Raw genomic sequence first — 17,226 nt, forward strand, 5'->3', positions numbered from 1 at the left:
GTTCAATGACAGATGGTTATGACTGCTATCAAAATGCACTGGCTGAGAGAGTAAACGGTATTCTTAAAAACGAATACTTGTTAATGAAACCAAATAACCTAAATGAGGCAAGGGAAATGGTAAAACAATCAGTCGATTTATATAATCAACAAAGGCCACATTCGGCCTTAAAATACAAAACGCCCGATGAAATTCATCAGGCGTTTTAATCAAAAAAGTGTCAACCCATACTAGGATGGGTCATTGATAGAAAAATCAAAGAATCACATTAACTGGGTAGAATAGTATTAGCTTTGGCCTAAATAGTGTTACATAAATGTTAACAAAAATCGCAAACTGAACATGCATAAACACTATAGCGAGAGACAGCATGTTTACAAAAACAAATATAATTGCAGCGTCAGTACTTACATTATTATCTAGTCAAGCATTAGCCAACAATTATCCATTTCCTCAATCAATTGATCATTACGGGATCAAACCAAGTCAATCTCAACAAAGTCTCAATCAAGCTGTTGCAGACTTTTATCAATATTGGAAAGCTAAGTATTTAAAACAAGCAACTACGGGTGGCTACTATGTGCATGGTGCAGATACTGACGGTAATGCAAAAGGTACATCTGAAAGTCATGGCTACGGCATGGTCATATTGGCTCTAATGGCAGGAGAAGAAAATAATGCACAGCAGTATTTTGATGGAATGTACGCTTTTTTCGATACTCACAGAAGTAGTATAAATAATGAATTAATGGGCTGGTACATAGACAATCAAGAAACGGGTACAGGTCGTTATTCTTCAGCAACGGATGGTGATATGGATATTGCATATGCATTAATTCTTGCAGATAAACAATGGGGGTCAGGTGGGGCTATCAATTACCGCCAAGAAGCGATTGATATGATTGAGCAGGGTATTGCAGTCAGCTTGCTTAATCAATCTAGCTTAAGATTGATGAGAGGAGACTGGGATACGGATCCACAGACTACGCGTTCAAGTGACTGGATGATTACCCATCTGAGAAGTTATCAGGCATTAACAGGTGACACAGTATGGCAAGACGCCATTATAGAAATCTACCAAATGGTTGATGAGATCACATCAAACTATGCAAGCAATACTGGCCTGATGCCTGACTTTATTACAGGTGATCCAGCTAAGCCTAACCCAAACGATAATACCGGAGAGAATAATGCAGGTAATTATTATTACAACGCTTGTAGAACACCTTGGCGACTAGGCGCCGACTTTTTACTATACAACCAGAAACGTGCCAAACTATCTTCTGATAAGGTCATTGATTTTGCAAGAACACAAGTGGGTAATGATCTACAAATGTGGAAATATCAATCAGGTTATCGGCTTGATGGCACGAGTATAGGTGCCAACTGGTCGTCACCTGCATTTATCGCCCCCCTTGCAGTTGCTGCCGCTGCCAATGAAGCGAACCAAGACTTTCTCGATGCAGCATGGCTATATATGACTGCTAACAGGCAAGGGTATTTCGAAGATACGATAAATTTATTGTCAATGTTGATGGTGACAGGGAATTGGTGGGCGCCAGAAAAAATCTCGAATGATTTTACCGACACCGCTACAGACAGTGACACGGCAACAGACACTTCAATCCATACCGATACTGATACTGGCACAGATACAGACTCTTCAACCCAGACAAGCACAGATACTGACACCGATATAGGTTGTGATTTGGTCTCTTATCAAGCGGGTACCAATTATCAACTCGGTGAGCAAATAACGAATAAAGGCAGCACTTATAAATGCAATATACCGGGATGGTGCAGTTCAGCTGCGAGCTGGGCTTATGAGCCTGGCGTAGGGAGTGCTTGGCAAAGTGCATGGTCTCTAGTCTCGATGAGTCAGCAATGTGATACTACATCGACACAAACAGATACAACAACAAATACAGATAGTGATATGACCACTGACACAGAAACAGATACGGATTTAGATCAATGTACTCAACCTGAATTTGTAAATGGCCAAGTGTATGTGAATGGAGATCAAGTTGTCTATCAAAATGGCTTGTGGCAAGCGAATTGGTGGACCAAAACTATCCCTGTAGATATACAGTGGGGTCCTTGGGCAAAGGTCAAAAATTGTCAATAAATCGTTGATAATAAGAAGAACAGCTAATAAAAATAGACAAAATAATCAGAAATGATTGTTCATTTAAGTCCTTTCCAATAAACTTATGATCCAGTTTATTGTTTTATTAGAGGCTAGATGACCTTACTAATCATTTACTTGTCGTTAGCGATAGGTATTTCTTTTTTGTGTTCTATTTTAGAAGCTGTTCTTCTATCTATTACACCTGCTTTTGCTGCTCAAAAAATCAATGAATCTCCTGCTGGTGGCAAGAAAATAGCAAAGGTCAAAAAGAACCTTGATGAATCAATTTCGAGTATTCTTATACTTAACACTTTTGCTCATACCATGGGTGCAGCCGGTGTGGGAGCTCAAGCGCTGACCATTTTTGGCCCAGAAAAAGAAACGCTCATTGCTTTTTTACTCACCTTAGCCATTTTATATTTTTCTGAAATTATCCCTAAAACACTCGGTGCTAATTACTGGCGTCAATTAGCAGTACCTTCAGCGTATTTAATCAGCATCTTAGTCAAGCTCGTTTACCCACTTGTATGGCTATCAACACAATTAACGCGTTTATTCAGCAATAAAGAAAATGACAAAGTGAGTAGGGAAGAAGTTCTCGCATTTGCTTCTTTGAGCCATAAAGGCGGTGAGATGGTGAGCCAGGAAAACCAACTCATTGAAAATATCCTGAGTTTACGTGAGGTTAAAACACAAGACATCTTAACACCACGAAGTGTAGTGCACGCACTTGAAGGGAATGTAACTGTCAGTGAAGCGCTAAGTATTGAACAAACAGCAAGCTTTACTCGTATCCCTATTTATAATGAAAAGATTGATAATATTACGGGATGTATTTTAAAGGCTCATCTTTACGAAGCTGATCGTCAAGGCAAAGGCGATTGCCCTGTGACCGAGATACAACAGCCAATACATCGCGTTTCAGAAAACTTTCCTGCGCTTAACTTACTGGACTTGTTTATTAAGCGTCATGACCATATTTTTGTCGTTGAAGATCACTTTGGCCAAGTAGCAGGTATTGTCACGCTTGAAGACGTGATTGAAACATTGTTAGGTCGAGAAATTGTTGATGAGAGCGATCAAGTTGAAGACATGCAACAGCTTGCTAAGTCAAATTATCGTCAAAGGTTACGTAAAAAAAAATTAAATAGCGAAAGTTAATTTGCACTTTGTAACAGTTTTACTGAGTAAAAATATGACTTTTTTCGTTATCTAAATGGGCTTTTATAACTTTTTAGCGTACATTTAAGGCAACTCGTACTGAGTTGCACACGTATTCTAGTGTTAGGTTGTGTCGAGGCATATATGCAAAAAAACTTAATTGCAGTCATTCAGGATGGTCATGACTACATCAAACAATGGCCAATGCAAAAGGAGTTATTTGCTTTATTTCCAGAATGTCGAGTTATTAAGGCTACACAATTTGCCTTTATTGTGATGCCGGTAGTAGCACTGTTATCATTAGTTCTTCAATTACAAGCGCTCGGTAGTCAGTATTTCCCACAAGCACTGGCTTTTGCGTTGTTGATAATCAGCTTACCAGTACAGGGTTATATTTGGTTAGGCAAACGCTCTCAAGAAACGTTACCAATAAATTTACAGTCTTGGTACAAAGAGCTAGAAACTAAACTTGCGGTCGAAGGTATAGAAGTTAGAAGTTCCGTCACCAAGCCCAGATACATAGAGATGGCTAAATTACTAAACAAAGCTTTTTCTAAGTTAGATAAAGCATTTACTAAAGACCTTTTTTAAGATTCATAAAAAGGTCTAAACAAAGTCGCCTAGTGCGGCTTTTTTTATGGTTAATAATAATGAAAGATATTAAAAGTGCAGAGTATTGGCGCGAACAATTAGACGCTGACACCTTTCATGTAACTCGAGAAGGCGGTACAGAATACCCGTACACAGGCAAACTGCTACATAATAAAAAAGTAGGGCAATATCTATGTGTTTGCTGTAAAACCCCATTGTTTACCGATAAACACAAGTTTGAATCTGGCTGCGGTTGGCCTGCATTTTCAGACTGTAAAGATTGGGATAAGATCCGTTTTATTGAAGATTTATCACATGGTATGAAAAGAGTGGAAATTCGTTGTATGAATTGTGATGCTCACTTAGGGCATATATTTGATGATGGGCCAGCACCAACAGGTAAACGCTTTTGTGTAAACTCGCTATCGCTCGACTTTAAAGCCGAGCAATAAAAGTATATACCTATCGTTTAGGTGGCACAAACGTACCGTTTTCTATTTTATTTTGGAAGTTATCAGCTAATAAGTTGAGCTGTTCAATATTTAAACCGTCGTTTCTAAGTAATGCGCGCAGCGGAGCAAGATCAATATCTTCAATGCCCATTTTTCTTGCAATACGACCCCAAACATAAGCGTGTTTGAATTTCTCATCTTTTAGATACAAGGTACTTAACGTCTTTAATATTTCGGGGTTGGGATCTTGATCTGCGGTGTACAAAGACAAGGCGTAATATAAGATATCGATTGTTTTATTTCTATCTGTCTTAACGTGATAAGTCGCTAACTTAAATTGTAACTCTGGTGTATCGAGCTCCCCAGTATGTTCCATTTTAAGTAACTTGTGGATCGCCTGTTCACTACCATTTCGTGACCAATGCCAAAATAAAAGTTCTGGCATCATAGATTCTTCAGTTGCGTCAGATAGCCTTGCAATCTCTTGTAAGCTGGTCATGTAACCATTAATTCGGGACGTCTTTTTTTCTTTGAGTTTGATATGTTCAATCTGCGAAGCTAATTCCACACATTGTGAGTACTGTTCATAATCGGTGATCAGCTTATACCTGATGGCATCGGTAGGATTTTCAGCTTCTTGAAAGCGACCAATGATAATCTCAGCGCGGTGGTCTTTGCACCACGAATCTGTATTCAAATCATCACAGAATTCTGGATTGCTATCACAGACTTTCGCAACACTCAGCTCTGATTCACACCCACTAAGGGATATAATTAACGGTAAAAGCAAGAACAGGGTTCTTTTTGTAAATTTCATCTAAAGATTGGGTGAAAGAATTAGTTAGGTTTGTCTGTCTTATAGGTTAGCGAATCATGAATGACTAATAAAGGTAGTTTTAACATTGAGAAACAAAATTTTTTCCATCAAATCAATAAAAAGCGTGCTTTATCAATTATTGTTCTTAATTGGCCTGTTTTATGTTATTCATTACTTTCAGACTAAAGACCTACTAAATAGTGATGAGCTAACAAATACTCAAATTCAATTAGTGGCAACAAATAATGAGTTAATTACATCTGAGTTAGCTAACCCAAATAAACAGACACTCGTTTACTTTATTGCACCCTGGTGTGGTGTTTGCCGTCATTCTATTACAAATGTTGATACTTTATTTAGTGAGGGTAGAGCCGGGCTTGAAATAATCGTTATTGCACTTGATTATGAAAATGTCGACGAGGTCAAAAACTTCATTAATACGACAGAAATTAGTGTTCCTGTCTATTTAGGTTCACAGTTTGTGAAAGAAAAATTTAAAGTTAAGGGCTATCCTACGTATTACCTGCTGAACTCAGATGCTAGTATTGAGTTTAACAGCGTCGGTTACTCAAGCTTAATAAGCTTAAAAACCAGACTTTGGCTATAAAAAGTACTAAATATAAAAATTAAAAGTAGGTTCGCCTGTGAATACCATTAATGATTTTTTGCTATGGCTAGATAGTTTTCTAGGCAGTGCATTTTACTTCCCATATCTACTTCTTGGTGTAGGTCTATTCTTTACCCTTTACTTGGGTTTCCCGCAAATACGTTATTTTAAACGTGCCTGGTATATAGTGACTGGAAAATACGATCACAGTAAATCAGAAGGTGATACCTCTCATTTCCAAGCATTATCAACAGCATTATCAGGCACCGTTGGTACGGGTAACATTGGTGGTGTAGGTCTGGCTATCTTCTTAGGCGGTCCAGCTGCATTATTCTGGATGTGGGTTACAGCCTTTTTAGGTATGACCACAAAGTTTGTCGAAGTCACGCTATCACATAAATACCGTGTTAAAACCGATGATGGCACGATGGCGGGTGGTCCAATGTATTACATGGATCGAAAATTAAATGCTAAATGGCTAGCAGTGGCTTTCGCTATAGCAACCGTATTGAGTTCTTTTGGTACAGGCAACATGCCACAAATTAATAACATTGCCATGGGTATGGAGTCATCGTTTGGACTATCACCATGGATCACTGGTTCAGTCCTATCTATTATCCTCGCTATGGTGATTATTGGTGGTATTTCACGTATTGCTATGGTGACCTCACGTATTGTACCAACAATGGCAGCTATATATATTGCAGGTGCACTATGTGTCATTTTCTACAATATAGAAAATTTAATTCCATCTTTTATGTCAATCATTTCTGATGCATTTACCGGCTCTGCTGCTGCAGGCGGATTTTTAGGCGCAACATTCGCTTATGCTTTTAACCGTGGTGTGAACCGTGGTTTATTTTCTAACGAAGCAGGTCAAGGTTCAGCACCTATTGCACACGCCTCAGCTAAAGCTGATGAACCTGTCTCAGAAGGTATGGTATCTATTCTTGAGCCTTTTATTGATACGATCATTCTATGTACTATCACAGGTTTAGTCATTCTTTCATCAGGTGTTTGGACTGAAAAACATGAAAATGTATTCCAAAAAACGGACATGTTAGTCATTCAAGGTCAATACTCGGATAAGAGTGAAGAAGACCGTAACCAATTATTCAAATATCTAACTGGACAAGATCACGAGATTAAACTTTTTACAGGTGAATTAGATATAGAAAATGGTGTAGTAAATCCAGAGCAAAACGTCACTATTATCAATTCTCGCTCCGTAGCAGAAGATGTTTCGTTCGCTTACGCAACCGGTAAAATGGTTGAAGAAGATTTGGTTTTCAAAGACGGTAAGCTAGAGACAGAAGGCGTAGTTGTAACGGGTAAGTCGCTTATTCACTCAACACAGTTAACAGCAAAAGCATTCCAAAAGAGCTTCTTAGGTGATTATGGTCAGTATGTTGTGACAATTGGCTTACTACTATTTGCGTTCTCAACAGCTATATCATGGAGTTATTATGGCGACAGGGCAATGACTTACTTACTCGGTTCAAAATCAGTGATGCCTTATCGTATTGTCTATGTAGCCGGTTTTATGTGGGCTGCAGTAGCAGATACGACAGTGGTATGGACGCTAGCTGCTGTCACCGTTGTCGTAATGACCATACCTAATCTAGTTGGTATCGTTCTCTTGAGAAGGGATATGAAAGACTCAGTCAAAGAATATTGGCAAAAACAACAAAAGTAATTAGTTAAAATAAGCCTTTTCTACAATTTATTACGTAAAACAATTAAAAATACGCCTTTAGTTCGCTAAAGGCGTATTTTTTTTGCCAACTTGTGAGTAAAATCTATTGTTAATAAAAGATCTTAAGAGGTAGCTTTTATGGCGTTAATATCTTGTCCAAAATGTGGAAAACGCGTATCTGACAAAGCCGATAGTTGTTTGCATTGCGGTGCAGTTTTAGTCGATGACCCAGAAAAATTACAACGATTAGGTAGAATTGAGCGTATCAAGCGTTCTTCACAGTTAATGACTCGTTCATTTTTAGCGTTAATCTTGTTTATCGGCGGCCTTGCTTATAGTGGTTTTTATGCAGATAAAGGTGAAAGTACAGATAAGTGGATCTCTCAAATAGTTGCAGGTATCGGTTTTGTTTGGTACCTAATCTTAAGGGTACAAATTATTCAATTTAAGCGTGAGGGTAAATCATGAATTTCATGGCAATGATAGATAATATGCCTGAATCCGTTTACCTATCTTTAAGGCAAGCAGTTGAACTGGGTAAATGGGAAGATGGTACAGTGTTGTCTGAAGAGCAAAAAGACAATGCCATGCAAGCCGTATTAGCCTGGCAAGCTAAACACCTTGACTCAAAGGAGCACTTTACTATCGGTGCTGATGGTCAACTCATCGAAAGACCAAAATCTGAATTAAGAAAACAGTTTTCAACACCTGAACAAGAAATATTAAGAGTGAAGAATGAAGATCTTTAAGCAATTATTCCAAGCTAAATGGAAGCATCAAGACGCAGTAATACGATTAAAAGCCCTTGATGAACTTAATTTAGAAACGGAAAGTCACATCATCAAAACCCTCGCCTTTGATGATAGCGATACCCGAGTACGAAAACGTGCATTGGAAAGATTAAATGATCTTGAACTCTTTTGGCAAGCTCATCTAAAAGACAAAGAAGAGACCATTAAAAAACAATCGCTAGTTAAAGTGTCTCAGTTGTTACTTGACCAAGGTACGAGTCAAATTACTGAAGATGAGAAAAAAGCATTTATATTAAACTGCAATGATAAAAGCCTACTTGAAACATTAGTACGAGACGAATCGAATGCTTTATCAGTGCAGTTGAAATGTGACTTGCTAAATAAAATCGATAAAGCAACACTCGACAATGAAATGGCTATTAAAAGCAATGAAGTTATTGCACTTGCCGCTTACGATAGAGTTTCACATGATATCAAAACACTCGAGAAACTCACCCAAAAAGCCAAAGCCCCGCTTGTTGTTGAAAAAGCACAAAATGCACTTTCTGCGCTCATAGAAGCGCAACAAAAACCTATCGACTTACGTAAACAAGCATCATTAGTACTCAGTCGTTTGCTTGCATTAAAAGATAAAACAGATTACGAACTTATCAAACATCAAGGTGAGCTACTGGTTGCCGAGTGGCAGTCCATTGTGCCTGAATTTTCATGTTTTGAAGATTTAGAGCAACAAGAACTTAATGATAAATACGTCACCATCTGTCAAAAGTTAGATGTGGCGACTCAAAGTTTGAAAGATGCATGGTTCCAAGAAAAACAAGAAAGAGAACAAGCAGAACAGCGTGCGAGTTGTTTACAAAAGGCGAGTGTAGTTATCGAGGAACAAAGTGAAGTCTTATCAGGATTGATCGAAGCTGAAAATGAAAACGCAGTAGCGTCGGTACTCGCTAATTTGGCTAATGCCAAAACAACTTTGATTGAAAGCCATTATCAAGGAAGTGATGTTGAGGAATTACTCAATAAAATTAACCAACTTGAAAGTAATGCTAAAAAGCTGCCAGAGTTCTTTGAGAAAATTTCCCTGTTAACCCGTGAGTTGACATTACTCGCTCAACAAAACCCGCCTAATCAAATAGAAGAATTAGACGAGAAGCAACAAATTTTCAGTACTTGGTTGAAAAACTGGCGTCAGTTGGTCAAACCATTGACCTTACCATTGCCCGTTTCAATCAATGAAACCTCAATTGCCTTGATTACACAATGGCAAACAGCCATAGCGGAGTATCAAGCGGGGCAAGATAAAAAAATTCAATTGATTCGAAGTAAACTGAAAGAATTAAAGCGCCTTATTTTCTCTGGTAAATATAATGCTGCACTGGGTTTATTTAGAAAAATGAGTGAATGGCACGGTGAATTGACGCCTGCTAATCAAGGCAAAATAGAAAAAGAATACCAAGTTATTCACGAAAAAATTGACGAATTAGCAGATTGGAAAGAATACATCGCTATTCCAAGAAAAAAAGAGCTACTGGAAGAGGTTCAAGCGTTAAGCCAGCTAGAAAATCCAGACCCAACACAGCAAGCGAAAGAAGTGAAAGCGTTGAGACAAGTTTGGTTGCTTTTAGGTAATGTGCCAACAGACGAAAACGAATCGCTTAACCAAGCGTTTAATGAAGCAAGTGAATTAGCGTTTGCACCATGTCGTCAATATTACCAGGCTCAAGATGAAGTAAGAGCTCAAAACTTAACGCATAAACAGGCATTAATAGATGAGTTGCTTTCATTAGAACAAACGCAAAGTAGCGAGGATTTCGATATAAGCCTGCTCGGTCGCAAGCTTAATGACCTGATGGTCCGCTGGAATAAAATAGGCTTTGTCGATAAGTCTTTACATAAGTCTATCAATGATCAGTTTTACTCTGTGTTTAAGCCTTTAAAAGAGCGCAGTAAGAAGTGGAACCAAGACAACCTCGCTGCCAAGCAAAAGCTGATACAACAAGCAGAAGAAGCTCAACAATTAGATGATATCCAACAGGCAATAGACGCATTAAAGCAACTTCAGAATCAATGGAAAGACATTGGCTTTGCCGGACCTGGAAAAGACAAGGCATTATGGCAGGCTTTTAGAAAAATTAACGATAATGTATTTGCAAAACGTGATGATTTAAAACGCCAAGAACAAAGCAAACAGAAAAGTCTATCCAGTAACATTGATAAACAGCTTTTGGCATTATCAGAAGATCTTAAACGTGTTAATAGTTTAAAAGAGCTCGAACCAATTGAAAGTAGCGTTAGGCATTTAATTAACGATGAACTTAAGCAAGAATTGGCCGAGCATCAATTCAAAAAACTAACTGCGTCTAAAAATAATTTACTCGATAAGTTAAAAGCCAAACGCAATGAGCTAAAAAATGATAAGCAGCTACAAAAGCTAACTTCTTTTAAACAGGCCTTAATCGAATGGTTTGAATCGTCTAATAAACTTACAGAAGAAGAAGTAGCAGAGCTTGGTAAACCTTATGCCGTTTTTATAAAGGCTGCCTACCAACAAGCCACTATACCTAGTGATGAGGCCTTGCTTGCTCAAAGCTATGAAATAAGATTAAAGATTGAGATTGCTGCTGAGATTGCCCCTCTCCCTGAGGACAACCAGAAGCGAATGGAAATACAGGTAAACCTTTTAGCTGATAAGCATAACCAAGGTCAAACCTTGGATACAAACCAACTGATACTAGATTGGTTGGGACTAGGCATGATCAAAGAAGGTGATTCACTAGCAAAGAGTGTTCGAACTGACTTAGAGAGAGTACTGTTAGCACTTTAACGCTATTAAAAAAAGCGCAGTTTTAACTGCGCTTTTTTTAAGATTAGTCTTTAGAAAGCTCGCCTCTTAGATTTGTGGTCAAGAGTTCTTTAACCACTTTATTTGATAAATCCTGACTTAACAGATAATACAGCTTAGCGATCACTGTTTCAGTCGTCATATCCAAGCCACTGATCACACCCGCATCACTCAATGCATGACCGGTTGCATAGCCGTCCATGTTGACACTTCCTTTAAGACATTGGCTGCAGTTGACGACAATAATACCCGCTTTATCGGCTTTTTGTAATGTTGCCAGCAGGGCTTCATCTTGCTGCGCATTACCGACACCATATGTCAGCAGTACTAACGCCTGTAATGGGCTCTTGAGTAGATTATCTAGTACTTGCCAGTCCAAACCTGGAAATAGATGTAAAATACCAACTGATTGTTTTTCAATATTACTGAGCTTAAGTGGTGTATTGACTGTTGCTTTTACTTCACCTGCAAGTTTCTTGATTTCAATTCCTGCTTCTAATAAAGCTGGATAGTTTGGTGATACAAATGCATCAAAGCCATCGGCATATTGTTTAGTAGTTCGATTACCTCTAAAAAGCTGATTATTAAAGAAAATACTGACTTCATTAATCGGATGATGTGCAGCCAAATAAAGGGCGTTGAGTAAATTAGCTCTAGCATCCGATCTCAGTTCTGACAGAGGGATTTGTGAACCGGTGATTATTACGGGCTTTGATAAGTTTTCAAATAAAAATGATAACGCAGAAGCGGTATAAGCCATGGTATCAGTGCCATGTAAGATCACAAAGCCATCAAAGTCGTGGTAATTTCTCTGTATATCTTCAGCTAATTGTAACCATGCAGGTACTGACATATTGGCTGAATCGATCAAAGGGTTATATTCATGAATTTCAAACTCAGGCATATCATGATGATAAAACTCGGGCATAGCTGCAATTGTTTCGGTCAAATAACCAGGAACAGGTACAAAACCATCTTCGGAGTGTTTCATGCCGATTGTGCCGCCGGTATAAGCAATGTAAATGCGTTTTTTATTCATTAATTAAACCCAAAAAAAAGCGCAGTGATTACTGCGCTTATTATTAATTTAGTGTTCAGTGTGTTTAATTATTCAGGACACACTTCACATAGAGCATAAAGACCTTGTGGATCATTTAGTCGCGCAACTTTATTGTACTGTGCGATAAACTCATTAACGATAGCTTTAACTTTATTGTCTTTTAAAGGTTGTAAATCATCATTGACATCAGAATAATCAAACCAAGTGTTGGCTTGGCCTAAAATTTGTCTGATCATGATCTCTTGAGGTGATAACTCGCGTTCAATGATTTTACTTTCATATTCTTTAATGTCAGCTAAACGAGCTGCAGCAGAGATGGCATCATCCAGTGTGCCAAGCTCATCAACGAGGCCAAGTTGTTGAGCTTGGGCGCCTGTCCAAACACGACCTTGGCCAACTTTGTCTACTGCTTCAACAGTCATTTGACGATTACTTGCTACCATTTCAATAAACTGGTCATAAACATTTTCTACACCGTGTTGGATAACCGCTTTGTATCTAGGATCTAGCTCTTTCATAGGGCTAGCACCCGCAAGCTCAGTTGTACCAACTCCATCGGCATTCACACCTAGATAATCCAGTGCATTTTCAAATGTCATAAACATACCAAAAACACCGATTGAGCCCGTTATAGTCGTAGGGGATGCCCATATTTCATCTGCACTCGTTGATATCCAATAACCACCTGATGCTGCAACAGAGGCCATAGATGCAACAACTGGTTTACCGGCTTGTTGCAATAAATCAATTTCTTTTCTAATCACTTCACTAGCAAAAGCAGAACCACCTGGGCTGTCAACACGCAAAACGACTGCTTTTACATTGTCATCAAGTCGAGCTTTTTGCAGTAATCGAGCTGTGCTGTCACCCCCAATGGTACCTTCATCTTGATAACCATCAAGAATTGTACCTTTGGCGACAACAACACCAACTTGGTTAGGGTTTGTCACAGGTAGAGGTAAAGGAGGTTTCACGACAGATAAGTAATCAGCGTAGGTAATTTGATTAAAAGTAACTTCATCAGACTCCCAACCAGCGATGTTAGCGATTGCTTCACGGTATTGGTGTCTGTGCGTTAACTTATCAACCCAGCCGTTATCAATTGCAAATTGTGCAAAATTACCATTTACTTTGGCAATTTTTGCTTCGAATTCAGTCAGGCTTTCGTCAAAGTTATCGATATCCATATTACGACGCTGTGCAACTTCGGTTTTATAAGTTAACCAAAGCTCATCGAGCAATGCTTGGTTTGCTTGTTTTGCTTCGACACTCATATCTTCGCGCATAAACGGTTCAACTGCAGATTTAAATGTTCCTACACGAAAGATATGCGTAGTAATTTTCAAATTTTCTAAGGCTTTTTTGAAGTAAAGGCGATATGAGCCATAACCCTCGATAAAAACACCACCCATAGGATTTAAGAAGATTTCATCAGCGTAACTTGCAACAAAATACTGTGACTGGTCATACATATCACCGATTGCAAAAACAGGTTTTCCCGCTTCTTTAACAGATTCAATGGCTTGGCCGATTGCTTTTAATTTATCAAGGCCGGCAGGGTTCATACGAGATAACTCAAGTACTACAGCTTTAATTCTATTATCATCTTTGGCGTTTTCTAAAACATGGACGACATCTGCTACCAGTACTTCTGCTTCTGGGTCGGCTTCTCCAGACGCCTCATTTAAAAATTTCTCGACGGGATCTATCGGCTTTAATTGCTCAACTAAATTACCTTCTAAATTGAGCACGAGCGCAGTTTCATTTGGCACTTGCACTTTATCTTCATCAGATAACATTGCACTAATAAAAACGACCAATAGGGTAAAGAAAATTAAGTTAATAATTATTTTTCTACTGGTATTAATGAAAGACCATAAAGCAGAAAATACTCTGCGGATCCCCGATTTTTGTGTCGACATTCAGTTTTATCCTAATTGTGAAATTCCATCTATGCTTATCATAGGACCTTTAGTCCGTTGATTGTAGCTTTTGTAGATATAAATAAGCTTAGCAACCTGAAGTAAAGGATAGATAGTTTTACGCTATGGTAAATAAATTCGATTCATTGTTCGAACCACTTGACCTTGGCCATTGCCAGCTTAAGAACCGTATCATAATGGGTTCTATGCACACTGGACTAGAGGAAACCCCAGATAAATTTGATAAATTAGCTCATTTTTACCGTTTGAGGGCACAAGGCGGGGTAGGCTTGATTATAACAGGAGGGATCAGCCCAACATTAAGAGGAAGACTTGCACCTTTTGCAGCACAATTAAGTTATGGGTGGCAATTAAGTAAATATAAAAAACTCCCTGATGCAGTACACCCGCATGGTTGTAAAATATGCCTACAAATATTGCACGCAGGGCGATATGCCTATCATCCATTTTTACAGGCGCCATCAGCAATAAAAGCGGCTATATCGCCATTCAAACCCAGTCAAATGTCTAACCGGCAAATTAATTCAACCATCAAAAGCTTTATTAAGACTGCACAATTAGCAAAAAAAGCGGGATACGATGGTGTTGAAATAATGGGCTCTGAAGGCTATTTGATTAATCAGTTTTTATCATCAAAAACGAATATAAGAACCGACAATTGGGGGGGCTGTATCCTAAAACGAGCACAATTTGCTCGAAAGATTGTCTCAGGAATAAGAGAGAAACTTGGAGAAAGCTTTATCATTATATTTAGACTTTCATTAGCTGATCTTACTGAAAAAGGAATGGGCTGGAATGAAATTCGCCAAATAGCTAATACATTAACATCAGATGGTGTGTCTATGTTTAATACTGGTATAGGCTGGCATGAGTCGCGTGTACCTACGATAGCTACCTCTGTCCCCAATGCTGCATTTATCTATGCAACAGAAAAACTTAAAAACGAGGTGTCTGTACCTGTTATTGCTACCAATAGAATTAATATGCCTGATGTAGCTAGTCAGATAATTAAAGATAAAAAAGCAGATGCTATCTGTATGGCGCGGCCATTTCTGGCAGATAGTGATTGGGTGATAAAAGCTCAAAACAATGAGCAAGCCTTGATCAACACATGTATTGGTTGCAATCAAGCATGCCTTGACCACGTTTTTGCTAACAAAAGGGCGAGTTGCTTAGTAAACCCACTGGCTTGCTATGAAACCGAGTACGATTTATCTGAAACTAACTTACCTAAAAATTTGGCTGTAGTTGGTGCAGGCCCTGCCGGCTTAGCTTTTGCTTCTTATGCGAGTGACAGAGGTCATAAAGTAACGATCTTTGAAAAATCTGACCAGATCGGCGGTCAATTCAATTGTGCGAAGGTCATTCCAGGTAAATCAGAATTCAACCACACCTTGAGATACTTTCAACAAAAGCTGGCTAAAAATAAAGTTAAAATAATGTTGAATCAAAATTTCGATGTAGCGATGGCGGAACAATACGATCACGTGATTGTAGCAACAGGCATTTTACCTTCAATACCTAACATTCAAGGGATTGAGCATGCGATAGAATCAGGATTTGCAGTCAGTTATCTCAATTTACTTAGAGATAAATTACAATTAGGTCAATCAGTTGCGATAATTGGTGCAGGTGGGATCGGTTTTGACGTAGCTGAATATTTAGCTACAGCGGAAGATTTTCATACAGATGACCCTCAAGATAAATGTTATGCTGAGGCTTGGTATAAACAGTGGGGGATTAATAAAGATTTAGATACTAACGGGGGCTTGATACAGGCTATACAAAACAAATCACACCGAAAGCTTTATTTAATGCAAAGGAAAAATGAAAAGTTAGGGAAAAGACTTGGTAAAACTACGGGCTGGATACATAGGCTTAGCCTCCAATCTCATGGTGTTGAAATGCTAAGTGGTGTGAGTTACAAAGCAATAACAGATAAAGGTTTAAAATACGAGCAGGATGGAATCGAATCATTCATAGCCTGTGATAACATTGTCATTTGTGCCGGTCAGCGCTCAGATAATAGCCTTTATCAAGAACTGCTAGATCTATCAATTCCGTGCGACATTATTGGTGGTGCCTTCAAAGCTCAGGAAATAGACGCTAAACACGCAATCCGACAAGCTTTGGAATTAGCCACTAAGATTTAAAAGAGTAATTAATGCGAGCAAATAATTTCGAATTATCGTCTTATCTAAGAAGAATAAACTTTACCGAACAACCTAGCCAAGATATTGAATCTATATCAAAGATGATGCAAAAACAGTTATTCAACATCACCTTTGAAAATTACGATGTGCAATGCGGAAAAATCGTATCACTTGAACCTGAACATATTGTTGAAAAAATTCTTAACCATCAACGAGGTGGTTATTGTTACGAATTAAACGGTTTATTTGCAATGGCTTTAACTGCCCTAGGGATAAACTACAAATTTGTGGCTGCTAGACCCATGTTTTATCCAATGCGCAGACCCAAAACACATATGGTTGTCTTATTTGATTTAAAAGGGACTCGGTATTTAGCTGATCTAGGCTTTGGTAGTTTTGGTATCAGAGCGCCAATAGCGCTTACAGAAGTAAATAAAGTTATTAAACAGGGCTACGATGAATTTCAATTGTGTCCGTCTGAAGAAGAAAACGGTTTCATTGTTAAAGCTAAGGTTAAAAATGAATGGGTAAGCCAGTTTGCTTTTAGTGATATTGAGCAAGAATGGATCGATTTTATGCCAGTAAACTACTTAAATTCTACGCACCCAGAGACTATTTTCGTCAAAAGCTTATTGTTGATTAGATATACCGAGAATGGAAGAATCATATTATTAGACGATAAATTAAAGACTTACGACAAAGGGCAAGTAACTGAAGAGCAAATCTGTGAACTAAGCAAAGATAAAGTTATTAGAAATAAGTTATTGTTAGACTTTAAGCCTTTCTAGAAAGGTTAAAAAAAAGTTATAATATTGTTAGCAAATGTGACTCTTATTACTTTTTAAATGATTAAATGTCACACCTAAAAGAAATATTCATACTTATTTTGACTAGTTTAACTTTAAAACTAAGGCTGAATAAAATAACTTATATTTGCGTACAAAATTACATCAACACTGTTGCTTGTCATTAGGCATTTTAGTATTAATATGTACGCCGTTTTAAACTCATCAATGGAATT

General features: G+C 38.2%; 15 protein-coding genes. 12 read left to right on the forward strand and 3 right to left on the reverse strand.

Going from position 1 to position 17,226, the window contains the following annotated elements:
• From HR060_RS16955 to msrB, 5 genes are all read left to right on the forward strand, one after another.
• Window positions 1-209 (forward strand): integrase core domain-containing protein (locus HR060_RS16955; protein ID WP_174198709.1); only part of this gene is annotated, 209 nt, incomplete at its 5' end.
• A gap of 161 nt (window positions 210-370) precedes the next feature.
• Window positions 371-2,128, forward strand: coding sequence for a glycosyl hydrolase family 8 (locus tag HR060_RS16960; protein ID WP_174201476.1), 1,758 nt, complete (start codon window positions 371-373; stop codon window positions 2,126-2,128).
• Between the two features lie 117 nt (window positions 2,129-2,245).
• A complete protein-coding gene (locus HR060_RS16965) occupies window positions 2,246-3,292 on the forward strand; it encodes a CNNM domain-containing protein (protein WP_174201477.1) in 1,047 nt (348 codons plus the stop codon).
• 144 nt (window positions 3,293-3,436) lie between these two features.
• A complete protein-coding gene (yfbV, locus tag HR060_RS16970) occupies window positions 3,437-3,883 on the forward strand; it encodes a terminus macrodomain insulation protein YfbV (RefSeq protein WP_174201478.1) in 447 nt (148 codons plus the stop codon).
• A gap of 59 nt (window positions 3,884-3,942) precedes the next feature.
• Entirely contained in the window at window positions 3,943-4,335 is a 393-nt protein-coding gene (gene msrB / locus HR060_RS16975; RefSeq protein ID WP_174201479.1) for a peptide-methionine (R)-S-oxide reductase MsrB, read from the forward strand.
• A gap of 10 nt (window positions 4,336-4,345) precedes the next feature.
• Here msrB and HR060_RS16980 read toward each other — a convergent pair whose 3' ends face one another.
• On the reverse strand, window positions 4,346-5,152 hold the full coding sequence (locus HR060_RS16980) for a DUF2989 domain-containing protein (protein ID WP_174201480.1): 807 nt from the start codon (window positions 5,150-5,152) through the stop codon (window positions 4,346-4,348).
• An 85-nt stretch (window positions 5,153-5,237) separates the two neighbouring features.
• Here HR060_RS16980 and HR060_RS16985 point away from each other — a divergent pair, with 85 nt between their 5' ends.
• The 5 genes from HR060_RS16985 to HR060_RS17005 all read left to right on the forward strand — a co-directional run bounded on the left by HR060_RS16985 (window position 5,238) and on the right by HR060_RS17005 (window position 11,031).
• Complete coding sequence (locus HR060_RS16985) at window positions 5,238-5,759, forward strand: TlpA family protein disulfide reductase (RefSeq protein WP_174201481.1); 522 nt, start codon at window positions 5,238-5,240, stop codon at window positions 5,757-5,759.
• Window positions 5,760-5,796: 37 nt separating this feature from the next.
• Window positions 5,797-7,455: an amino acid carrier protein gene (locus HR060_RS16990; RefSeq protein ID WP_174201482.1), complete on the forward strand. Its 1,659-nt coding sequence runs from the start codon at window positions 5,797-5,799 to the stop codon at window positions 7,453-7,455.
• A 138-nt stretch (window positions 7,456-7,593) separates the two neighbouring features.
• Entirely contained in the window at window positions 7,594-7,923 is a 330-nt protein-coding gene (locus HR060_RS16995) for a zinc-ribbon domain-containing protein (protein ID WP_174201483.1), read from the forward strand.
• A complete protein-coding gene (locus HR060_RS17000) occupies window positions 7,920-8,204 on the forward strand; it encodes a YeaC family protein (RefSeq protein WP_174201484.1) in 285 nt (94 codons plus the stop codon). Before HR060_RS16995 ends, HR060_RS17000 begins: the two co-directional genes overlap by 4 nt.
• Window positions 8,191-11,031: a DUF349 domain-containing protein gene (locus tag HR060_RS17005; protein ID WP_174201485.1), complete on the forward strand. Its 2,841-nt coding sequence runs from the start codon at window positions 8,191-8,193 to the stop codon at window positions 11,029-11,031. The genes HR060_RS17000 and HR060_RS17005 overlap by 14 nt, the downstream gene beginning before the upstream one ends.
• Window positions 11,032-11,074: 43 nt before the next feature.
• Here HR060_RS17005 and ansA read toward each other — a convergent pair whose 3' ends face one another.
• Window positions 11,075-12,088, reverse strand: coding sequence for an asparaginase (gene ansA / locus HR060_RS17010; protein WP_174201486.1), 1,014 nt, complete (start codon window positions 12,086-12,088; stop codon window positions 11,075-11,077).
• A gap of 68 nt (window positions 12,089-12,156) precedes the next feature.
• The gene (gene sppA / locus HR060_RS17015) at window positions 12,157-14,031 is read right to left on the reverse strand and encodes a signal peptide peptidase SppA (protein ID WP_174201487.1); all 1,875 of its coding nucleotides are present in this window, start codon (window positions 14,029-14,031) and stop codon (window positions 12,157-12,159) included.
• A gap of 125 nt (window positions 14,032-14,156) precedes the next feature.
• Between sppA and HR060_RS17020 the strand changes: the two genes are divergently transcribed.
• Both HR060_RS17020 and HR060_RS17025 read left to right on the forward strand, forming a co-directional pair.
• The gene (locus tag HR060_RS17020; RefSeq protein WP_174201488.1) at window positions 14,157-16,205 is read left to right on the forward strand and encodes an oxidoreductase; all 2,049 of its coding nucleotides are present in this window, start codon (window positions 14,157-14,159) and stop codon (window positions 16,203-16,205) included.
• A gap of 11 nt (window positions 16,206-16,216) precedes the next feature.
• Window positions 16,217-16,993: an arylamine N-acetyltransferase family protein gene (locus HR060_RS17025; protein WP_174201489.1), complete on the forward strand. Its 777-nt coding sequence runs from the start codon at window positions 16,217-16,219 to the stop codon at window positions 16,991-16,993.
• Window positions 16,994-17,226: the final 233 nt, after the last annotated feature.

Origin of the sequence: Marinifaba aquimaris (assembly GCF_013328345.1) — a bacterium.
Lineage (GTDB): Bacteria > Pseudomonadota > Gammaproteobacteria > Enterobacterales > Alteromonadaceae > Marinifaba > Marinifaba aquimaris.